22 protein-coding genes are annotated in these 19,903 nt (G+C 66.5%); 4 read left to right on the top strand and 18 right to left on the bottom strand.

Annotated elements, in window-relative coordinates; genetic code table 11:
* Positions 1-61: 61 nt before the first annotated feature.
* From ACOOF5_RS07800 to ACOOF5_RS07790, 3 genes are read right to left on the bottom strand one after another with little or no spacing between them, the layout of a single operon-like run.
* Positions 62-271 carry a hypothetical protein gene (locus ACOOF5_RS07800; RefSeq protein ID WP_420437940.1) on the bottom strand — a complete coding sequence of 70 codons (210 nt, stop codon included), beginning with the start codon at positions 269-271 and terminating at the stop codon, positions 62-64.
* Positions 272-276: 5 nt separating this feature from the next.
* Complete coding sequence (locus tag ACOOF5_RS07795) at positions 277-1,920, bottom strand: thiamine pyrophosphate-dependent enzyme (RefSeq protein ID WP_420437939.1); 1,644 nt, start codon at positions 1,918-1,920, stop codon at positions 277-279.
* A gap of 37 nt (positions 1,921-1,957) precedes the next feature.
* On the bottom strand, positions 1,958-3,169 hold the full coding sequence (locus tag ACOOF5_RS07790; RefSeq protein ID WP_420437938.1) for an ATP-binding protein: 1,212 nt from the start codon (positions 3,167-3,169) through the stop codon (positions 1,958-1,960).
* Between the two features lie 245 nt (positions 3,170-3,414).
* On the opposite strand from ACOOF5_RS07790, the gene ACOOF5_RS07785 reads away from it, so the two are divergent.
* From ACOOF5_RS07785 to ACOOF5_RS07770, 4 genes are all read left to right on the top strand, one after another.
* Positions 3,415-3,666 (top strand): type II toxin-antitoxin system Phd/YefM family antitoxin, encoded by a 252-nt coding sequence (locus tag ACOOF5_RS07785; RefSeq protein ID WP_420437937.1) that lies wholly within the window; start codon positions 3,415-3,417, stop codon positions 3,664-3,666.
* Complete coding sequence (locus ACOOF5_RS07780; RefSeq protein WP_420437936.1) at positions 3,663-3,929, top strand: type II toxin-antitoxin system RelE family toxin; 267 nt, start codon at positions 3,663-3,665, stop codon at positions 3,927-3,929. The genes ACOOF5_RS07785 and ACOOF5_RS07780 overlap by 4 nt, the downstream gene beginning before the upstream one ends.
* A gap of 100 nt (positions 3,930-4,029) precedes the next feature.
* The gene (locus ACOOF5_RS07775) at positions 4,030-4,236 is read left to right on the top strand and encodes a hypothetical protein (RefSeq protein WP_420437935.1); all 207 of its coding nucleotides are present in this window, start codon (positions 4,030-4,032) and stop codon (positions 4,234-4,236) included.
* A 4-nt stretch (positions 4,237-4,240) separates the two neighbouring features.
* The gene (locus ACOOF5_RS07770; RefSeq protein WP_420437934.1) at positions 4,241-4,729 is read left to right on the top strand and encodes a type II toxin-antitoxin system HicB family antitoxin; all 489 of its coding nucleotides are present in this window, start codon (positions 4,241-4,243) and stop codon (positions 4,727-4,729) included.
* A gap of 303 nt (positions 4,730-5,032) precedes the next feature.
* Here the strand turns inward: ACOOF5_RS07770 and ACOOF5_RS07765 are convergent, their stop codons facing one another.
* From ACOOF5_RS07765 to acpS, 15 genes are all read right to left on the bottom strand, one after another.
* A complete protein-coding gene (locus ACOOF5_RS07765; protein WP_420437933.1) occupies positions 5,033-6,382 on the bottom strand; it encodes an IS1380 family transposase in 1,350 nt (449 codons plus the stop codon).
* 270 nt (positions 6,383-6,652) lie between these two features.
* A complete protein-coding gene (gene guaA / locus ACOOF5_RS07760) occupies positions 6,653-8,296 on the bottom strand; it encodes a glutamine-hydrolyzing GMP synthase (RefSeq protein WP_420437932.1) in 1,644 nt (547 codons plus the stop codon).
* A gap of 184 nt (positions 8,297-8,480) precedes the next feature.
* On the bottom strand, positions 8,481-10,133 hold the full coding sequence (groL, locus tag ACOOF5_RS07755; RefSeq protein WP_420437931.1) for a chaperonin GroEL: 1,653 nt from the start codon (positions 10,131-10,133) through the stop codon (positions 8,481-8,483).
* Positions 10,134-10,167: 34 nt separating this feature from the next.
* Positions 10,168-10,458, bottom strand: coding sequence for a co-chaperone GroES (groES, locus tag ACOOF5_RS07750; RefSeq protein WP_419863559.1), 291 nt, complete (start codon positions 10,456-10,458; stop codon positions 10,168-10,170).
* Positions 10,459-10,753: 295 nt separating this feature from the next.
* A complete protein-coding gene (locus ACOOF5_RS07745; protein ID WP_420437930.1) occupies positions 10,754-11,182 on the bottom strand; it encodes a TA system VapC family ribonuclease toxin in 429 nt (142 codons plus the stop codon).
* Positions 11,176-11,409: a ribbon-helix-helix domain-containing protein gene (locus ACOOF5_RS07740; RefSeq protein WP_420437929.1), complete on the bottom strand. Its 234-nt coding sequence runs from the start codon at positions 11,407-11,409 to the stop codon at positions 11,176-11,178. The genes ACOOF5_RS07745 and ACOOF5_RS07740 overlap by 7 nt, the downstream gene beginning before the upstream one ends.
* A gap of 484 nt (positions 11,410-11,893) precedes the next feature.
* Positions 11,894-13,237 (bottom strand): HipA domain-containing protein, encoded by a 1,344-nt coding sequence (locus tag ACOOF5_RS07735; protein ID WP_420437928.1) that lies wholly within the window; start codon positions 13,235-13,237, stop codon positions 11,894-11,896.
* 5 nt (positions 13,238-13,242) lie between these two features.
* The gene (locus ACOOF5_RS07730) at positions 13,243-13,479 is read right to left on the bottom strand and encodes a helix-turn-helix domain-containing protein (protein ID WP_420437927.1); all 237 of its coding nucleotides are present in this window, start codon (positions 13,477-13,479) and stop codon (positions 13,243-13,245) included.
* A gap of 280 nt (positions 13,480-13,759) precedes the next feature.
* Positions 13,760-14,767: a tRNA (adenosine(37)-N6)-threonylcarbamoyltransferase complex transferase subunit TsaD gene (gene tsaD / locus ACOOF5_RS07725; protein ID WP_420437926.1), complete on the bottom strand. Its 1,008-nt coding sequence runs from the start codon at positions 14,765-14,767 to the stop codon at positions 13,760-13,762.
* Positions 14,764-15,447 carry a ribosomal protein S18-alanine N-acetyltransferase gene (gene rimI, locus ACOOF5_RS07720; RefSeq protein WP_420437925.1) on the bottom strand — a complete coding sequence of 228 codons (684 nt, stop codon included), beginning with the start codon at positions 15,445-15,447 and terminating at the stop codon, positions 14,764-14,766. Before rimI ends, tsaD begins: the two co-directional genes overlap by 4 nt.
* Positions 15,444-16,142 (bottom strand): tRNA (adenosine(37)-N6)-threonylcarbamoyltransferase complex dimerization subunit type 1 TsaB, encoded by a 699-nt coding sequence (gene tsaB, locus ACOOF5_RS07715; RefSeq protein ID WP_420437924.1) that lies wholly within the window; start codon positions 16,140-16,142, stop codon positions 15,444-15,446. The genes rimI and tsaB overlap by 4 nt, the downstream gene beginning before the upstream one ends.
* 57 nt (positions 16,143-16,199) lie before the next feature.
* Entirely contained in the window at positions 16,200-16,703 is a 504-nt protein-coding gene (tsaE, locus tag ACOOF5_RS07710; RefSeq protein WP_420437923.1) for a tRNA (adenosine(37)-N6)-threonylcarbamoyltransferase complex ATPase subunit type 1 TsaE, read from the bottom strand.
* 12 nt (positions 16,704-16,715) lie between these two features.
* Positions 16,716-17,918: an alanine racemase gene (gene alr / locus ACOOF5_RS07705; protein WP_420437922.1), complete on the bottom strand. Its 1,203-nt coding sequence runs from the start codon at positions 17,916-17,918 to the stop codon at positions 16,716-16,718.
* On the bottom strand, positions 17,915-19,405 hold the full coding sequence (locus ACOOF5_RS07700; protein ID WP_420437921.1) for a bifunctional ADP-dependent NAD(P)H-hydrate dehydratase/NAD(P)H-hydrate epimerase: 1,491 nt from the start codon (positions 19,403-19,405) through the stop codon (positions 17,915-17,917). Before ACOOF5_RS07700 ends, alr begins: the two co-directional genes overlap by 4 nt.
* A gap of 129 nt (positions 19,406-19,534) precedes the next feature.
* Positions 19,535-19,903, bottom strand: coding sequence for a holo-ACP synthase (acpS, locus tag ACOOF5_RS07695; protein WP_420437920.1), 369 nt, complete (start codon positions 19,901-19,903; stop codon positions 19,535-19,537).

Below are 19,903 nucleotides of genomic sequence, written 5' to 3'. Positions count from 1 at the left end.
GTCCCACGCCGCTCGAACATCGCGCCATGTGGGACCGAGTCGATCAGGACTGCGATCTGGTTTACGCCACACGATCAGTCCGATCCGTCGCGGCACCAACGATCGCAGCGGCCGTCGCCAGACCTGCTACCAACGGCCACACCCGCGGCTTCAAGATGGGCACCACATTCGCTTCACGCACGTACACGACCCGCGGCAACGGTTCGAGCGCTATGTCGCTGACGCCGTCAGCCATGACCTGGTCCTGGTAGAAGCTGATGTTGAACGGCATGCGCTCTACCCGCTTGGCTGCTGGCCCCGGATCGGTGGCCGCATGATGTGCGGCCACGGGAACGGCACCTCGCCGAAGGGCACCTCGATCACGGCCGGCTCATCGGAGCCCAGTGCTTCGCGCAGGCACGGGCGCAACTCGTCGGGCGTGGTCGCCCGCATGGCCCGGACACCAAATGAGTCGGCCAGCTTCACGAAATCCGGGCTCGTGAGCTCGCTGGCGATGACCCGGCCATCGAAACGCTCCCGCTGGATCCGGCGAACGTTGCCGTAAGCGTGGTCGTTGAACACGATCGTCGTCAGCGGGATCCGATGGTGCACCGCTGTCGCCAGCTCGTTGAGGGTGAACAGCGCCCCACCGTCGCCGATGATCGACAGCACCGGGACGTCGCGCCGTGCATGTGCTGCGCCCAGCGCCGTGGCGAATCCGTAACCCAGCGTCCCCTGGTATCCCGCACTGAGGAACGTTCTCGGCCGGTAGACGTCGTACCCGAGCCAGGACACATAACCGCACTGGGTCATCTCGTCGACGAAGATCCCTTCACCCGGCAGCTCGGCCCGGATGGCGCCAAGCCAGCCGTACTGGGGCGCGAGCGCCGCGGCGGTGGCGGCTTCGGCACCGGCCCGAGCGTGCTCGAGGTCGGCGCGCCACTCCGAACGGTCGGCCTGGGTGGTGCCGAGTGCATCCGAGAGCAGCGGCAGCGCATCAGCGAGATCTGCATGGATGCCCACTGTCGGCGGTCCGAAGCGGCCGATCTCATCGGCATCGATGTCGACATGGACGATCTTGAGCTCGTCGTCGACGCCCCACACTGACTGCTGCATGGCCATCCGGGTGCCCAGCCCGATCACCACATCGACCCGCGGCCAGAGCTGGTAGGCGGTCGGCGTGGTGATGCTCATCGGGTGATCCGACGACACCACACCGCGCCCCCTTCGGAAGGCGACGACCGGCGCAGACAGCCGCTCGGCGAGTCGGGTGACGTGCTCGGGGCACTCCTGCGCGCCACCGCCCACGACGATCATGGGTCGCTCTGCAGCTGCCATGAGCTGCGCCGCCTCGGCGACGGCTGCGTGGTCGGGCTCGGGGCCCGGTCGTGCCGGGGCAACGAGATCATCGGGCGCGGATTCGACGGTCGCACTCCAGATATCGGTCGGAACCTCCACTCCGACCGGTCCGCGGCGCCCAGAGCGCAGCTCGGTCATCGCACGCCGGAGCACGGCGTGAGCACCGGCACCGTCACTGATGCGTTCGGCATGCCGCGTGAGCCGCTCCAGCACGCCCAACTGATCGGGCAGCTCGTGGAGAGCGCCGTAACCCTTGCCGATCCCCGCAGACGGGATTTCGCTCACCAGCGCCAGCACCGGCGCGTTGGTGGCGTACGCCGTGCTGAGCGCAGCGGCGGTGTTCAGCAGGCCGGGCCCCGGCACCACGCAGAACGCCTGCGGCTCGCCGGTCGCCAGCGCCGCGCCGAGCGCCATGTAGGCCGCACCCTGCTCGTGCCGCGTTTGTATCGGTGCCAGGGCATCACGCCGGTCGTACAGCGCATTGAAGAAGGGGTCGTTCTGCACCCCGGGCAAGCAGTACAGATTGTCGATGCCGTTCGCGATGAGCGTCTCGACCGCCAAGCTCGCAACCGTCTGCGTCATGGGCCCCTCCGGATCAAGGCGACCGTACCCGACGCTGTCAAGGCGCTTCGGGGGCTGCGGTGACGCTGGGGCCTTGTGCTAGCGGGGACGCTTCGAGTTCGAGCCATGGGATGATCTCCCCAGCGCCTCGGTGTTGCCGGCTGTTGCCGCCGTAGACGGCGGCGGCGCGTACCTCGGTGGACAGACTGCTCAGCTGCTCAGTCAGCGCAGCCGCAGGAGCGATCAAACGGCCGCTGGGAGTCGCTGTCGCCTTCGCCTCCACCAGCGTCAGGGTGCCCGTGTCTTCGATCACGATGTCCGCTTCGCGTCCGCCGCGCTCGCGGTAGTGCATCAAACCGCCCGACAGCCCTCGGTTTGCCCGGTGCTTTGCGATTTCCGAAGCTGTCCATGTCTCGAACAGCGCACCGCGCAGAGGATGGCTGGCGAGCTGTGACGGGTCTCGGATGCCTAGCAGCCAGCAGGCCAAGCCGGTATCGAAGAAGTGGAGCTTGGGCATCTTGACGAAGCGCTTGCGCAGGTTCGCGTGGAACGCCGGCAGCCGGAAAGCCACGTAGGTGGCTTCCAGAATGCTCAGCCATGCCTTAGCAGTGGGCTGTGAGATGCCGCAGTCGGCCGCGAGCGAGGAGTAGTTGACGAGTCGGCCGCAGAGGCCCGCGCACAGCCGCACGAACCGAGTGAGCGCATCGAGGTCGCCGACATTTGTAATAGTGCGTACGTCTCGTTCGAGATAGGTCGCCACATAGGCGGCGTGCCAGTCGGCAGGCTCGATTCCTCGCTCGAATATGGCGGGATAGCCACCGGCGTGCAGCGCTTCGTCGAGGCTCATGGCGGGGTTGCCAAAGCGGGCGATCTCGTTGCGAGTGAGCGGCAGGAGTTGCAGCATCGCGGTGCGGCCCGTCAGCGACTGGCTGACCGACGCCGCGAGCGCAAGGTTGTGTGAGCCCGTCAGTATCCAGCGTCCCGGCTGGGGGCTGTCGTCGATGATGCCTTGGAGGTACGACACCAAGTCGGGCTCGCGCTGAATCTCATCGATAATGGCGCCCCCAGTGAGCGACGCCAGGAATCCGCGGGGATCCTCGGTCGCGAACTGGCGCGTATCGGGAGATTCCAGCGACACGTATGCGTAGTCGGCGAAAACGCTGCGACACAGCGTGGTCTTCCCACTTTGACGCGGCCCTGTCAGCGTGACAGCGGGCCACTTGCTAGCAGCATCGCGCAGCCGACCTGCCAGATCCCGCTCAACCAGCATCGGTCGATCATAGCCAACTAGTGACTGATTCAAAATTCAGTTTTCAATCAGTACATCTTGTAACGGACGGGCGCAGACGATGGGAACCAGACCATCGGTCCCGTCGTGTGCAGCTATCCAGGGAGTGCAGTGCACATCTCCAAGCAGAGGACATGCGAAATTCAATTTGGAGGCTGAACGGACAGGCGGTCAGTGAGGCTTGGGCGCAGTGTCGGCTTCTGGTTTCTGAGTTGTACGGTTTGTACATGACTGAATTGGCCGTGAGCGAGGCACGCAGCCGGCTGGCCGAGACGATCGACGAGACTCGCCGATCCGGGGAGCCGGTCACGATGACGAAATACGGCCGCCGAGTGGCCGTGATCCTGAGCGTCGAGGCGTTCGACCGGCTCGTCGACATCGCCGATGACACCGACGATCGCCGCGAACTCGCGGCGGCGCGGCAAGAGGACGACTACGTGCCATGGGACGAGGTCAAAGCTGAGCTGGGAATGCAGTGAGCCGGTATCGAGTCGCGGTCGCTCGGCGAGCGGTCAAAACAATCCGGCAACTGCCGCGCAGCGACCAGCAACGCATCCGAGCCGCAATTGACCTGCTGGCCGACGAACCGCGACCGAACGGTTGCATCGCGCTCAGCGGAGAAGACGCCGTCTACCTGGTCCGCGTCGGCGCGTACCGGATTCTCTATGAGGTGCTCGATGATCGGCTGGTTGTGCACATCATCCGCGTCGGGCATCGGCGCGAGGTGTACCGACCCCGGTGACACTCGGCTCGGCTATTGCTGCTCGCCGATGATGGTGGTGAATTCCTGACCTCCGAAAATCAGTTGACGCGAGGCGGTTGCGTCAGTGGTCTTACGGCGCATGACTGACCGGGAGTTCCTGCGCCGCCTCCGCCGCTACGCTCGACAGCGGAGGCTCGCGGTCGCGTATCTGCCCGAACACGGCAAGGGCAGTCACGCCCAGGTTCGACTGGGCGAACGAACGACGACCTTGCGGCATGGGGAACTCGGTCGGGGTCTCTTGCGCAAGATGCTGGGGGATCTCGACATCGACAAGAAGGAGTTCTGAATCGATGCGTTACGCGTATCCGTGCATCGTCGAACGCGATGAGGAGGAGGCCGCGGCGACGGGGCGGACGTGCTACCTCGCAACGTTCCCAGATGTCCATTCGGCGCACACCAGCGGTTGGTCGGTGCAGGAAGTGAACGACCACCTGCGCGACTGCCTCGAGACGGCGCTGAGCCTCTGCATCGAAGACAATGAGCCCCTGCCTGAGCCGAGCGAGGCCGAGCCCGGCCAAGTGCTCGTCGCAGTGTCCGCGTCAGTGGCAGAACAGTTCGCGCTCCACGAGGCCTTGCGAGCCGAGGGTGTCACGGCAACCGAGCTGGCGCGCCGCATCGGCATGCGCCCTTCACGTGCTCGTCGTCTCACCGACATCTTCCGTCCCGCCAAGCCGAGCGAAATCGAACGAGCATTGGCCGCCATGGGCCTGCACATGGTCAGCGAAGTCGCACCGCTCGAGCGGTGGTCACCAAGCGTTGATCCCGCCCCGGCACTCTGAACCAGCCCGGCGAATCCGACAGCCCGCAACCGACTCGGACAACCGGACAACTGCAATTCATGCAGTTTGCGCTCTGCAATTCATGCAGTTAACCCTGATTATTCATGAGAATGCCGCGAGTCGTCTTTTGGGCATGCCGGTTGGCCTGATTTGTCGTGTCGGGGTTGTCGGGGTGCGGGCCGGGGCTCGGCCGGGCTGTTTTTGGCTCCGATTTGGGTGTGGGCATGCTGTGGGGCGTGTTCGGGGGCGCGGCGGAGCCGGCCCGCTGGTGCGGGCATCGTCGAGTTCGGGTGCCGCGGCGGGTCAGCGGGGGTGGGCGATGGCGAGCAGGGCTCGGGCGCCGGGGTGTTGTTGGGGGAGCCGCAGCAGGACGCGTCGTGCGCTGTGGCACACGACCGCTGGGAGGTGCCACAGCTGCCAGCGGAGCCGTTTGGGGGCTGCTCGGCGCAGCGTTCCGGTGAGGCAGCGGGTCTGGAACCATCCCACGAGCGCGAGGCCGGTCATGGCCAGGGCGGCCCAGGCGCTGTTGGCGTGCCAGTCGGTGAACGGCATGCGGGCCAGGCCGCTGTCTTTGAGCCGGCAGATGGCGTTCTCGACGTCGGCGTGTGAGCGCATGAGACGGTCGAGCTGGGCTGTGTCGCCGGTCCGGTCGGTGAGGAATCCCCAGTATCGGTAGTTGTCGCTTCCGAACAGGCTGCGCTGCGCGCCGGGATGCAATGGTTCGCGGCGCACTATCAGCCGGGTTCGAGCGGGCCAGCCCGGCAGGTCGACGAGGTCGGTGAGGTCCGCGACCTGAGCGCGGCCGGGCTTGCGCTGGCGGGGCCTCTTGGCGGCGTTGTGCCAGCGGCCCGGGTCGCCCAAAGCGCCGCGGATCGCTGCTTGGATGCCGGGCGTCGAGCGTGCTGACACCATGAACCCGATGTTGCGGTCCCGCAGTCCTTTCGCGAGCTTCGCCGAGCAGCCCGCCGCGTCGATGCGCACCACCAGCGAACGCTGCGCCAGCTCGCTGTCGTCGCCTGGGCGGTGCCCTGCCGCGTCGGGCTCGGGCAGCATCGACACCGCGGCGTCGATCACTTCGAGATGATCGGCGATGTCGTTCGCTGCGGCGTTGCCCGGACGCTGCTTGACCCACAGCGGCTCCCCGTCCGCGGTCGAGCACACCATCGGATGAAACCCGTAGCCGCCCTTGAAATGCGGCGCTGCGCCCTCCTTGTTCTCCGAGTGGATCTCCACCAATGTCGAGTCGACGTCGACCACCAGCGGGCGACCGCGATCACGGCCGGCCCACAGCCGCTCGCGTACCGCTGCCGCTGCGCCCATCAGCGCTTCGGGGCCGCCGGGGCCCAGACCGGTGAGAGTGCGATACAGCGTCGAGTCCGACGCCACCTCGCCGAACAGCTCACGCTGAGCACGCAGATACTCGATATCGGTGCACGCCTCACCGCCGCCCGCCAGCACCAACAACGCATGAACCAAAACCGCGCCGCGGTCATGAACCGGGGCGCGCTCCCCGCGTGCGGGCACCGCCGCCGACAGCGCTTCGGTCAGCCCCACACGGTCCGCGAACCGCCCCAGAGCGAACAGGCCCGCACCCCAAACAACCCGGTCCCCGCCGCCTGTCAACTGCGCGTTCGTGACACTGGTAGGTTTCACCTCGGAGATGCCCCCCTGAACTCGCTGATGCTTGACTCAACGCCATGCATCGTCGCAGGTCAGAGGGGCTTTTCCGCGGACCCACACCGCACCGACCCACAGCCCCATGAAGAATCAGGGTTAAAGGTCTGCGAATCATGCATTTGGAGCAACCGGACATGATGCCCGTGCGCTGAGTGACAGGGACCCGTTAGTTGGTCCAGGCGCAGTCGGCTGAGCGTGGCGACAGGGGCCAAGCAGCCCTGATCCCACAAAAGGACGAAGGCTCGGCTATTCCCATTCGATGGTGCCGGGGGGTTTGGAGGTGATGTCGTAGACGACCCGGTTCACGCCGGGCACCTCGTTCACGATCCGAGATGACATCTGCTCGAGCAGATCGTGGGGCAGGCGGGCCCAGTCGGCGGTCATTGCGTCTTCGCTGGTGACGGCGCGCACAATGATCGGGCGGGCATAGGTGCGCTCGTCGCCCATCACGCCCACGCTGCGGATGTCGGCCAGCACGGCGAAGCCCTGCCAGACCTCGCCGTCCAATCCAGCCTTCGAGATCTCTTCACGCACAATGACATCGGCCGCGCGCACCGTCTCGACGGCTTCGGGTGTGACTTCGCCCACGATCCGCACGCCGAGGCCCGGCCCCGGGAACGGCTGGCGCTGAATGATCTCGGCCGGCAGGCCGAGCTCGGCCCCGACGGCGCGCACCTCGTCTTTGAACAGGTTCCGCAGCGGCTCGACCAGCTCGAAGGTCATGTCGTCGGGCAGACCGCCGACGTTGTGGTGGCTCTTGATCTTCGCCGCAGTCGGCGAACCCGATTCGATCACGTCGGGATACAGAGTGCCCTGCACCAGGAAGCGGGCATCGGTGATCCCGCCTGCGGCTCGCTCGAAGATGCGCACGAACTTCTCGCCGATGATCTTGCGCTTGTCCTCGGGATCGGTCACGCCGGCCAGCGCATCGAAGAACTCGTCGGCGGCCCGCTCGTGGATCAGCTCGATGCCCTGCGTACGCCGGAACGTGTCGGTGACCTGCTCGCCCTCGCCGGCACGCATGAGCCCGGTGTCCACGAACACGCACGTGAGCTGACTGCCGATCGCTCGCTGTGTCAGGGCTGCAGCTACGGCACTGTCCACCCCGCCCGAGAGCCCGCAGATGGCCCGTGCCCCCCCGACCTGAGCGCGGATGGCTTCGACGCTCTCGGTGATGACGTTGGTCATCGTCCACTCGGCGTTGATCTGGCAGATGTCGTGCAGGAACCGCTCCAGCTGGGCTTGACCACTGGGGGTGTGTGCGACTTCGGGGTGATACTGCACGCCGAAGAAGCGCCGCCGCGAGTCTTCGATGACTGCAGCGGGACTGTCGGGCGTGGAGGCAGTGATCTCGAATCCCGGCGGAGGCGCTACCACGGCATCGAAATGCGACATCCACACCGACTCTGCGGGTGCCGTGCCGCTCCGGCCGGCGGCTTCACTGTGATCGTTGTCGGCGTCCTCGCCGGAATCGTGTGCAGTACCCCCGTCGGCAACGGGGTCGAGCAACTGCGACGACGCGCCGGTGCGGCGCAACCCCGTGCGCCCGTACTCGCCACGGCCGCTGCGATCCACGGTGCCGCCGAGATCGCGGGCCAGCAGCTGCGACCCGTAGCAGATGCCCAGGATCGGCACGCCGAGTTCGTAGACGCCGAGGTCGATGCCGGGCGCACCGTCGACGTGCACCGAAGCCGGTCCGCCGCTGAAGATGATCGCTGCGGGCGAGCGCTCGGCCAGCTCGGCCGCAGTCGCCGTGTGAGGGACGATCTCGGAGTACACATGCGCTTCACGCACCCGCCGGGCGATGAGCTGCGCGTACTGCGCGCCGAAGTCCACCACCAAGACCGTCGGGTGAGCGACCGGGCCGGCCGCCGGAGAGTGTGGGGGCATAAGTCCGGCGCCGCAGCCGCGCCACGTTCGGGAAAACAACGAGGGTACCGCTGGACCCTCAGCGGCCCGGGGGATGGGGTTCCAAATTGAACTCGCCAACGACGCAGGGCCGGCGATATTGCCGGCCCTGCGTGTGAGTTGTTGACAGCTGATGGGCGGCCCTGCAGGCCACCCGAAGCGGGAGCTACATCATCCCCGGCATGCCGCCCATGCCACCGCCGCCCATGGCAGCAGCAGCTGCGGCCGCAGCGGCGGGGTCGGCCTCTTCGGGCTTGTCTGTCACCAGCGTCTCGGTGGTGAGCAGCAGAGCCGCGATGGACGCCGCGTTCTGCAGCGCCGCACGGGTCACCTTCGCCGGATCGATGACGCCGGCCGAGACCAGGTCTTCAAACTTGCCGTTGTCGGCGTTGAAGCCCGTGTTGCCGTCGGACGACTCGATCTGCTGAACGATGACAGCGCCCTCGAAGCCTGCATTCTGCGCAATCTGGCGGCTGGGGCCTTCCAGCGCCCGGTGCACCATGCGAGCCCCGGTGGCCTCGTCGCCGTCGAGATCCAGCGCTGCCACTGCGGCACGAGCCCGCAGCAGCGCTGTGCCGCCGCCGGGCACGATGCCCTCTTCGATCGCAGCCCGGGTCGCCGACACGGCGTCCTCGATGCGGTGCTTCTTTTCCTTCAGCTCGACCTCGGTGGCCGCGCCAACCTGGATCACTGCCACGCCGCCGGCCAACTTCGCCAGCCGTTCCTGCAGCTTCTCGCGATCCCAGTCGGAGTCGGTGTCGTCGATCTCACGCTTGATCTGAACCACACGACCCTCGACGTCGCCGGAATCGCCGCCACCGTCCACGATGGTGGTCTCGTCCTTGGTGATGATCACCTTGCGGGCGGTGCCCAGCAGGTCGACCGTGGTGTTCTCCAGCTTCAGGCCCACCTCTTCGGAGATGACCTGACCGCCGGTGAGAATCGCCATGTCGGCCAGCATCGCCTTGCGCCGCTCGCCGAAGCCGGGCGCCTTCACCGCGGCCGATGAGAACGTGCCGCGGATCTTGTTGACCACAAGCGTGGCGAGCGCCTCGCCCTCGACGTCCTCGGCGATGATCACCAGCGCCTTGCCGCCCTGCATGACCTTCTCGAGCACGGGGACCAGCTCGGTCACCGAGGCGATCTTGCCGTTGACGAACAGCAGGTACGGATCGTCGAAGACTGCTTCCTGGCGGTCGGGATCGGTCACGAAATACGGCGACAGGAAGCCCTTGTCGAACTGCATGCCTTCGGTGAACTCGAGGTCCACGCCGAACGTGTTGGACTCCTCCACCGAGATGACGCCGTCCTTGCCGACCTTGTCGAAGGCCTCAGCGAGGGTCTCGCCGATCGTAGTGTCGGCCGAGGAGATGCCGGCCACGCTGGCGATCTTGCCCTTGTCGTCGGAGACATCGGTGGACATGTCGCCCATCGAGTCGACGGCCGCACTCACAGCGGCTTCGATGCCCCGCTTGAGCTCCATCGGGTTGGCACCCGCAGCAACGTTGCGCAGGCCCTCACGGACCATGGCCTGAGCCAGCACCGTCGCGGTGGTGGTGCCGTCGCCGGCGACATCGTTGGTCTTGGTGGCTACTTCCTTGACGAGCTGAGCGCCCATGTTCTCGAACGGGTCGTCCAGCTCGATCTCACGGGCGATGCTCACGCCGTCGTTGGTGATGGTCGGTGCCCCGAACGACTTCTCGAGCACGACGTTGCGGCCCTTGGGTCCCAAGGTCACCTTGACAGCGTCGGCCAGCTTGTTGACGCCAGCCTCGAGACCACGACGGGCCTCTTCGCTGAACTTCAGAATCTTCGGCATGTGTTGGTTCTCTTTCTTGTCGTCGCAGCGTGGGTCAGGCGACGATGGCCAGCACGTCGCGGGCGCTCAGGATGAGCAGGTCCTCGCCGGCCACGGTGATCTCGGTGCCGCCGTACTTGCTGTAGACGACGGTGTCGCCGACGCCGACGTCCATCTGGATGATCTCGCCTGACTGGTCGGAACGCTTGCCCGGGCCAACCGCGAGCACCTCGCCCTGCTGGGGCTTTTCCTTGGCGGTGTCGGGGATGACGAGCCCGCTGGCGGTGGTCTCCTCGGCGTCGCTGGGACGCACGACGATGCGGTCCTCAAGTGGCTTCAGGTTCATGGTCGGATGTGCCTCCTGTGGCGCTTTAGCCCTATCAGTTGGGCCATTCTTCATGGGACTGCCCGGCAGCACTTAGCACTCTCACCGGGCGAGTGCTAACGATACGAGCACAGGACACCGCCCACAACCTCGCTGACACCGTGACGACGCACCATGGCGCGCGCCCCCGACGCGAAACAGGCCGACAGATCGTTTGCAAGGCACGAAACCAGCGAAGCGCGGAGTCAGACCCGTAACCGTCGGGGGCACAACCACCGCTATGAGTGCGAAGCGCCGGTCTTGTAGGGGGCCGGTGTTATGCCGCGAGAGGGTTCTCCCAGCGAACCTCAGCGAAGCGGGCGAAATCGGTGTCGGTGCTCATCACTGTGAGACCGTGCTCAATGGCCAGCGCGGCGAGCATGGCGTCGGGCACGAGATTGGCCGTGGCGTGGTGCTTGATGAGGAGGTCGCCCAAGATCGTCGTAGTGCGTTCGGTGGGCGGCGGGATCCAGGTCGGTTCGGCGTCGACCCAGCGTTGGACGCAGCCCCATGCCTGCCGCGCGGTCAGCGGGTTGGAGTAGACGCGCGGGTTGGTGCCGATGCGCAGGAAGGCCCCGAGGGTCTGCCACGGGAGCGCCACCCTGCGGCGCCCGTTGAGCACCGCCACCAGCCACCGCGCTGACTGCTCGTGGTGTGGTGAGGAACTGTCGACGGCGTACAGCAGCAGATTGGCATCGATCAGCACGGCAGGTCGGTCTCGTCCAGCAGGCCGATCACGTCGCCGATGTTGGTGATATCGAGCTTCTGTCCCATGTCGTGGGAGTCGTGCTCATAGGAGGGAACGGTCTTGGGCTTGGCCAGTCCCTCGCGGACTAGGCGGTTGACGGCCTCGCTCACGCCGATGCCCTCGGATCGCCGCAGACGATCCACAGCGGCAGCCACATCGTCGTGCAGCGTCAGTGTCGTGCGCATGACAGAAATCTAACATCATGATGCAGAGATACCGTCATTCGATGCGACTACCCCGCCGCGGATGACGACCCTGCCGACGAGCCTGACCGCGCCCTCACGTTTGCCGTCAACAGTGGCACCGGTGACGCGGTGGGGAGCCCGTTCTCAGCGACGATCACGATCAGAGGCAACGACCCGACGGTGGCGAGCCTTAACGACGCGACCCGCTGAGGCTGATCGGCGACCCGGTCCGGCAGCAAAGTCAGGCGCGGCCTCCCGGACTGAGACCGCCAACCCAACGCGAAGCGCCGGCGCTCACCGCCGCTGAGGCGAAAGAGCGAGAGTCCAGATGGTTCGGCTGGAAGCCGGTCCGTCAAACACTCGAGTGCATCGAGGCCACCAACTGAGCCCACTGCGATGCCGGCCGCAGCGGTCTCGGCTCACCAACCGGCCGAGACCGCTGCGACGGGCGGTTCTGTTGCACCCGTCGGGGGCATAACCACCGCTATGGGTGCGAAGTGCCCAGTTTGGGCCGGGACTGAGTGTGGCCGACTTGCTTGAGGTGGCGGCGAGCCGAATGGATCGACGTGAGGCACTCTTCGGACCGGCGTTGCATACTCGAGGCGAACTTTGCGACCTCCTCGGCGTCCTGCATTGCCGGCGGAAGCGCTTGTATCGCCGCCTGCATGGTCCCGGGAAGACCGGAAGCCATTTCTTCGGCTCGGTCGACGAGGGCGCTCGCGGGAATTCTCAGCCTGAGCGCCATGTCCGGCAGTGCTTGTTTCGAGCCGGCTGAATAGACGGTGAAGGTGCTGCCGTAGCGCATCGCCATGTTGGCTTCGCCGATCTTGCGTCGCCGGAACATGAGCGACGAGTTGGTGTCGTAGAGCGGCGCCAGGCGGATGCGGTCATAGGCGTGAATGATGCTGTAGTTCCTGGCGTGCGCGTCACGGTTGATGACCAGCCATGAGTAGACGAGAGCATCTGCGAAACGACGGATGTCGGCTTCTGGGCGCGTGGAGTGCAACCGAATGAGATCGCCTAAGGCAGTCATGCCGGGACCGCCGCTGTGCTCATACTTCTGCACTCCGTCGCGCCCGAGGGCCTGACACATGTCCTCTTGGTGGATGCGTCTCCAGATGCCGTCTACAAACTCGCGGTCGTAGCGCTCCACGACGAGAACCGTGTTGTCGTCGAATTGTTCGACCGTCGATGCGGCTGCCTCCATCCCAAGTGCTCGGGCGGCGCCGAGACAGAGATGCTCAGCGACGGCAACGAATCGACTCGCATGTGGACGCGGCTTGAGGATGTGAGTCGTCGGAATGTTGCCGAACGGTCGAGCCCATTGATGACCTTCCAGATGCAGGGCGATCTTCGTCTGGTAGCCGCCAAGGCTGAAATAGGGTTCTACATCATCTGGGTGCCACGCCCCCGGCTGCCCGATGGATGCGGCGATCTCGCGGGCGACGTCTGCTCGCGTCAGACCCTCGAGACCGCTGGCGCGCTCATCGAGTTGCTCTTCATCACCCGCCGGGCAGAACTGGACAGCTCCCGCGCAGTCCAAGCCAATCCTGGTTGACAACAGGCCGACGGGCGAACGATGGAGCACTTCTTCTCGGGCGTACCAACGGTTCAGAGTCTCGGGGTTGTCTGGGAGGAGCGAACGAATCCACCGCTGCGGACCCGCTCCCCTGTGCGGCCGTTCCGAGAACGGCAGCGACAACGACAGCGGGATGGACCGGGGATCCTCCATGTAGTCACCGTCATAGGTCAGCGACAGATTGCCGTCGGGGGAACCTCGCAAAAGCGCGGCGACGTCCCCATGCATCAGCACCGACAGATCCGGCATCGCGTTCATCGCTCTGGGAGAGACTCGAAGCGCATTGCCAAACCCAGCGCTCTGGTGAGGCGCATGATGTTGTCCAACTCGGCACCGACATGGCCGCGCTCAAGCCGGCCGACCCAACGCCGCGACACTCCCGACAGTTCCGCGAGTTGTGCTTGTGAGAGCCCAGAAGACTCGCGAAGACGGCGGACCTCCATGCCGAACTGTCCGACCGTCTGCATGTTCCGGAACATCTTGCCAGACATGACCCCAACCTACGGATTGGAACAGTTCTGTGTCAACGCCTTGTTAGGAACAGAGCTGTTCCAACCCGTTCGATGGCACCGAACTGTGTCACGCTCGATGCGGGCGACCGGGTGATGTGTTGGCGGTCGACATCACGAGATGTTGCAAACCGGCATTACAAGGTGTTGTAAACCAAAATCTTGCGTTCCGCGGCTACGCCTGCAGGCTGCGGCGATGGCCGCGGGCACGAAGACGAGATGACGCGTTCGTCCTCGATCCGCTGAGCCAGAACGACACGGCTCAGTCCACGAAAGCGATGCGCAGGTTGGGATCGGCGCCGCCGTCGAGAGCCGAGGGGCCGTCGCTGGACAGCCGGTACCAGGCAGTGGCGGCGATCATGGCGGCGTTGTCGGTACACATCGACCGGCTGGGCAGGTACACGTTGATGCCGTCCTCCACGCAGATGTCGAGCGTGCGTTCGCGCAGCGCGCTGTTGGCTGCCACGCCGCCGGCCAAACAGATGCCCGCGGCGCCGAATTCTCGGGCCGCCTTTCGGGCCTTGTGCGTCAGCACGTCGGTCACGCAGGCCTGAAATGACGCCGCAACGTCGGCAGTGGCGACCTCGGGGTGGGCTCGCACCCAGTTGATGACTGCGGTCTTGATGCCCGAGAACGAGAAGTCGTATCCGTCGTCGAGCATGGCTCTGGTGAGCGGGACCGCGGTGGGGTCGCCCTGCGACGCCAGCCGGTCGATGGCGGGGCCGCCCGGGTAACCGAGCCCCAAGTAGCGGGCCACTTTGTCGAAGGCCTCGCCGGCGGCATCGTCACGGGTCGCGCCCAGCAGGCGGTATCGGCCGTGGCCCTCGAACGAGATCAGCATCGTGTGCCCCCCCGAGACCAGCAGGGTGACCAGCGGAAATTGCACTTCGGCGTCGTGCTCGTCGAGCAGCGCCGCGTACAGGTGGGCTTCGTGGTGGTTGATGCCGATATAGGGGACGTCCCACACCAGCGCCAACGCCTTGGCTGCGGCCACCCCCACCAGCAGGCTGCCCACCAAGCCGGGGCCGCAGGTAGCCGCCACGACATCGATGTCTTCGTCGGCTGCGCCGGCTTCCACCAACGCTTCGGCCACCACCGGGGTGATCAGCGCTTCGTGGGCGCGCCCCGCGATCTCGGGCACCACGCCGCCATAACGAGCGTGGAGATCAACCTGACTGCTGACGATGCTGGAACGCACCTCGCGGCCGTCGTCCACTACTGCTGCGGCCGTCTCATCGCAGGAGGTCTCGATGCCCAAGATGGTTGTCATGCGACCCCCAATGCTGTGTCGCATGCGCCCTCGGTAACGCCGAGGGCCGTGCCCGATGCGCCCTCGGTAACGCCGAGGGCCGTGGCTATTGCGTCGAGTCGTTCGCCGTGCCCGTCGCCGTCAATGTCGTGGCACCACATCACCAGCGCATCCTCACGGCCGCGGGGTCCGTCGCGGTAGTAGTTCTTGCGCGTGCCGACCGGTGCGTAACCGAACCATCGGTACAGCCGCTGTGCAGCAGCGTTGGAGGAACGTACCTCCAGCGTCAGCGCCTCGAGCCCGTCGATGCGACGCGCCTCGCGGTGCAGTTCCAGCATCAGCCGTGCGCCCACGCGCTGGCCTTGGCATTCAGGATGGACAGCCACCGATGTGATGTGTCCCTCGCCGGCCACGATCATGAACCCGCCGTAGCCCACAACGCCGGTTTGACGGACGCGCAGTCGCCGTTGGCACGCCACGCGGTACACCCGGTCGTCACCGCGTCGCAGCTCGTCGAGATACAGCGACATCGACCAGGGCCTCGGGTACACCAACCGATCGATGCGTCGGATGTCGCGCAGGTGCATTCGAGCCATCGGGCAGATCAGCAGCTCTGAGTCGGCGGCATGTCTGAAGTCGGAACTCTCAGCAACGCCCGACGCCGAAGGGGCCGAAGAGCGCGCGGCCGAAGCGGCGTTCACGACCGCTCCCGCTGCTGCCAGTTGATGCGGGCATCGGGAGCGCGCAGGTACATCGGCGTGATCTCTGATGGACTCACGAACTCCTCGCGCAACGCCCGCGCGTGCGCCAGCTCTACCAAGGCACCGGCATTGGGATGGCGCAGCCCTTCCCGGCCGATTTCCGCACCCCGCACGCCGCCGAGCACCTCTGCGTATCGCTGGGCGCCGTCACCCACGATCAGCGTTTCCGCACCCGTTGCCATCAGCTGCCCCGCCACGTCGGCGGGTTGGTCGACGGCCGGCGGGCTCATGAGCTGGATGCCCCCGGGCGCGCGCCGGTAGGTGGCATGGAAGATCTCGCCCCGGCGGGCATCCACCGTCGAGACGATGAGCCGATCGCTGAAGCGTGCCGGGAATGCGGTGAGGTCCAAGCTGGACACACCGATCATCGGGACCCGGCAGGCATGCGCGATGGACTTCGCTGTCGCCAAGCCCACCCGCAGACCCGTGAACAGACCCGGGCCGACGTCGACAGCGACGAGGCCGATCTGCGAGAGCTTCATCTGGGCCTGCGAGCACAGGAACTGGATTGCCGGCACGAGCGTCTCGGCATGGCGCCGGTCGCGGGTGGTGTGGAACGAGGCGATGATGCCCTCGTGACCGCCGATGGCCACGCCGACCTGCGGCGTCGCTGTCTCGATGCCGAGAACTAACACAGCGCTGCCTCCGCGCCGTCGAGCACTAGCACGGCGCTGCCTTCGCGCATTCGAGTACTAGCACGGCGGCACCAGAGAGCTGTCGGCAAAGTGCCATGCGTCGGCGAGTGCGTCGGCGCGGTCGTGCCAGCTCGGGCCGACGAGGTCGGCCTCGAAGAGGCGGATATCGGGCGATTCATCAGGGTCGGCGAGCCTGATGCGAAGTCGCAGAAAGTCGTGCGGCAGTTCGCCGATGACCACTTCGCCCCATTCCACGCACACCACCGCGTCGTCGTCGAGCAGCTCGGGCAGGTCCAAGTCCAGCACCTCGCCCAGGTTGTCCAACCGGTAGACGTCGAGGTGATGCAATCGCATCCGGCCCTCATAGCTCTGCGCCAAGGTGAAGGTGGGGCTGGTCACCTGCTCGGTGACACCGAGTGCCGCCGCCAGTCCCTGAGTGAAGACGGTCTTGCCCGCCCCGAGGTCACCCGACAGCAACAGCACGTCGCCGGGGCGCAGCAAGGGTTCGAGTGCTGCTGCTACGGCCCGAGTCCCCTCCACGCTCGTCGTCCGGAACCACATAACGGGACTTGTCTAGCGTGCCACGGAGACGGCGACGCCTCGTGAGGCGGTTTCTCGGCGGCGGTAGAGGCGCGGGACACGCATAGAGATGCCGGTGAGCACTTCGTAGGGACTGCGACCGGACCAGCGGGCCAGGTCGGCGATGGTCACCCGCTCATCGCCGTGGGCGCCCACAAGCGTGACGCGGTCGCCGTTGTAGGCGCTCGCATCGCCGATGTTCACCATCGTTTGATCCATGCAGACGTTGCCGACCACCGAGTGCAGCGCACCCTCGACGAGCACGCTCGCCGGCTCATGGGCCGGGTTGTGCGACGGCCCGGTGCCAAGCGAGCGGGCATAGCCATCGGCGTACCCCACGGGCAAGGTGATCACCCGCGTCTGACGGTCGGCCGTCCAGGTACTGCCATAACCGACCGACGCCCCTTCAGGCACGACCTTGAAGTACACGACCTCGCTGTGCCAGCTCAGCACCGGTTCGGTCGGCAGGGCGGACGCAATCTCTGGCTGAGGAGCGACGCCATAGAGCAAGATGCCGGGACGGACACGTTCGAGATGGGCTTCGGGCAGGCGGGCGATCGCCGCGGATGCCGCCATGTGCCGCACGGGTGTCGGCAGCGAATGGCGTTCGTAGAAGCTCAATGCCTCGTTGAAGCGGTCGAGCTGCGTGCGCGCATCGGCCAGATCAGGGTGGTCGGCGTTGGCGAAGTGGCTGAACACGCCTTCAATGCGTACCGAACGGCAGCGGAGCGATTCGGCAAAGAGTCGGTGGGCGTTGTAGTGATGGACGCCGATGCGTTCCATGCCGGTGTCGATCTTGAGGTGCGCCCGGGCGGTGGTGCCCGCCGCGGCCGCTGCTTGGTCGATCTGGTGGAGCTTGTCGATCGACGGCGCGGTAAGGATCAGATTGTGGGCGAGAAACAACGGGATCTGGCGTTCGACCGCGCCGCCGAGGACGTGGATGTCGATGGTCACCCCGGCGCTGCGCAGTGCCAGCGCTTCCTCTACATAGGCAACGGCCACGCACGACACGCCGGCCGACTGCAGCGCGAGCCCCACGTGCGCGATGCCGTGACCGTAGGCATTGGCCTTGACAACGGGCACCACTTCGGCACCGCCGACATGACGGCGGATCGTGGCCAAGTTGCGGTCGAGTGCATCGAGATCGATGTCGCACCAGGTAGGACGCATCTCCGGTGCGTCGGTCACGTCGGTCACGCGCCGCTCGATTTCGCACGCGATGCAGCGAGCCTTTCTCGCGCCGCGGTCAGCAGCTCGACCTGGCGCATCGCAGTCAGCGGCGTCAATGCTGACCCGGAGCCCTCAACCGTCGCGGTGCGCCCGTGCCAGTGCGCCGCCGCAGCAACCTGCGACACCACGCCAGCGAGGTCTGCTGGGCCCCCAGACAACACCGCTGCGATCACACCGCAGAGCACGTCGCCCGACCCGGCAGTCGCCAGACGTGGCGTTCCGGCGGTGACCGCCAGCACGGCAGCCGGCGCAGCACCTGCTGCTGAACTATCAGGAGCAACCGGCGGGGTCCCCGACCGGGCATCAGTCTCGGTGCCCCCAGGCGCGGCCACCAGGGTCGTCGGGCCCTTCAGCAGGACCACAGCGCCGAGCCGATTCGCCGCTCGGCGCACGGCATCGAACCGATCAGCCGCGGGCGGGCTGCCCGTGAGCCTGGCGAACTCCCCGTCGTGGGGCGTGAGGACGGTCGGCGCCGCGCGTTTACGCAGGCACTCTGGATGATCCGCCAGTGCCCCCAGAGCGTCGGCATCGACAACGAGCGGCACGGGGCAGTCCGAGATGAAACGGGCCACCTGGGCCGACGCCGTCGGGTCGGCGCCGATACCCGGGCCGATGACCGCAGCGTCGAAGCGCTCGATGCCTTCGAGTGCAGGCCCGGCCCAATTGCCAGGTCGAAGATCACGCGCGACGGTCTCGATTGGCCGAGCAACTTCAGCTGCCCGCAGACCCGGCGAGCTGACCACCACCATGCCCGCGCCCGCTTGCTGGGCGGCTGCGCACACGAGATGTCCCGCGCCGCGCATCTGAGGGGAGCCGGCGATGACCCGCACGGCACGACGCCACTTGTGTGCCGTCGGCTCGGTCGCGGGCAGCACCGCAGCAGCGTCAGCATCAGTGACGAGCCACGACGGCGCCGCACTGGCGTCAAGTCCGATCGGAGCCACCTGTACCTTGCCCACCGCAGCGGCCCCGGGATGCAGCAGCAGACCCGGCTTGAACGCTCCGAAGGTGACGGTCGCAGTCGCCGGCCAGCAGCCATGGTCGACGCCGGTCAGCGCGTCGATGCCTGAAGGGATGTCGACCGCCAACACCGGCGCAGCCGGTGCTTGGCCAGCCCCCCACGATCCGCGCAAACCGGTGCCATACGCCGCGTCGATGACCAGGTCCCACGCCGAAGAGGCGGGGGCTCCCGCATTCGGTGCGGCAAGTAGTTCGAGCGCTCGTGATGGCGTCTCGGTCCGGCAACGAACGCCCCAGCGCTCCAGCGCTGCGGCGGCGACGCGTCCGTCTGCACCGTTGTTCCCCTTGCCAGCGGCCACGAGCACCCGACGCCCGTATGTGCCCCCCATCAACCGGCGAGCCGTTATGGCAACGGCTGCGCCAGCACGCGCGATCAGCACGTCGGAGCCTTCGGGCGCAGCCGCGTCGATTGCCGCCATCTCATCCGGCGTCACGATCGGTATCACGACCTCAGCCCCCGGCGGGCAGCGTGCAGGGCCGCAGCGGCCCCTGAGCCGGTCTCGCCGCAGCGCCGGGAACACGAGCGACAATCACCGGGTGAAGCCGCTGCCTGAGCGGCGCGCTCATTGGGCGAGCACCATGGCCGCGGCCACCGAGTCGGTGTGGGTGAGGGTCACCTGCCACTCAGACAGGCCTGCGGCCGTCGCCCGTTCTGCCGCAAGGCCCCAAAGCAACAGTTCGGGACGACCGCTGGAATGGCGCGCCACTTCGATATCGCGAAAGCGGCACGCGCCCAAGCCGATTCCCAGCACCTTCATCACCGCTTCCTTCGCGGCGAACCTGGCGGCGAGGCGAGTGTCGGGATTCACCGTTCCCATGGCGTAGGAGAGCTCGGCGGGGGTGAACAAGCGGGTGCGCATACCGCTGCGCCGCTTGAGCACCGCGGCGAATCGCCCGACATCCACCATGTCGAGCCCAATCGAGGTGCTCAC

Source organism: Candidatus Poriferisodalis sp., assembly GCF_965214215.1.
In the GTDB taxonomy this organism is placed as follows: domain Bacteria; phylum Actinomycetota; class Acidimicrobiia; order Acidimicrobiales; family Poriferisodalaceae; genus Poriferisodalis.
Note: the sequence above shows the minus strand (reverse complement) of the source record. Positions and strands in the feature narration are given on the sequence as shown.

Bases quoted from the DNA above. Each gene is read 5' to 3' on its own strand.
- ACOOF5_RS07800 (WP_420437940.1), bottom strand. From the start codon at position 271: ATGCCGTTCAACATCAGCTTCTACCAGGACCAGGTCATGGCTGACGGC.
- ACOOF5_RS07795 (WP_420437939.1), bottom strand. From the start codon at position 1,920: ATGACGCAGACGGTTGCGAGCTTGGCGGTCGAGACGCTCATCGCGAAC.
- ACOOF5_RS07790 (WP_420437938.1), bottom strand. From the start codon at position 3,169: ATGCTGGTTGAGCGGGATCTGGCAGGTCGGCTGCGCGATGCTGCTAGC.
- ACOOF5_RS07785 (WP_420437937.1), top strand. From the start codon at position 3,415: ATGACTGAATTGGCCGTGAGCGAGGCACGCAGCCGGCTGGCCGAGACG.
- ACOOF5_RS07775 (WP_420437935.1), top strand. From the start codon at position 4,030: ATGACTGACCGGGAGTTCCTGCGCCGCCTCCGCCGCTACGCTCGACAG.
- ACOOF5_RS07770 (WP_420437934.1), top strand. From the start codon at position 4,241: ATGCGTTACGCGTATCCGTGCATCGTCGAACGCGATGAGGAGGAGGCC.
- guaA (WP_420437932.1), bottom strand. From the start codon at position 8,296: ATGCCCCCACACTCTCCGGCGGCCGGCCCGGTCGCTCACCCGACGGTC.
- groL (WP_420437931.1), bottom strand. From the start codon at position 10,133: ATGCCGAAGATTCTGAAGTTCAGCGAAGAGGCCCGTCGTGGTCTCGAG.
- groES (WP_419863559.1), bottom strand. From the start codon at position 10,458: ATGAACCTGAAGCCACTTGAGGACCGCATCGTCGTGCGTCCCAGCGAC.
- ACOOF5_RS07740 (WP_420437929.1), bottom strand. From the start codon at position 11,409: ATGCGCACGACACTGACGCTGCACGACGATGTGGCTGCCGCTGTGGAT.
- ACOOF5_RS07735 (WP_420437928.1), bottom strand. From the start codon at position 13,237: ATGCCGGATCTGTCGGTGCTGATGCATGGGGACGTCGCCGCGCTTTTG.
- ACOOF5_RS07730 (WP_420437927.1), bottom strand. From the start codon at position 13,479: ATGTCTGGCAAGATGTTCCGGAACATGCAGACGGTCGGACAGTTCGGC.
- tsaD (WP_420437926.1), bottom strand. From the start codon at position 14,767: ATGACAACCATCTTGGGCATCGAGACCTCCTGCGATGAGACGGCCGCA.
- tsaE (WP_420437923.1), bottom strand. From the start codon at position 16,703: ATGTGGTTCCGGACGACGAGCGTGGAGGGGACTCGGGCCGTAGCAGCA.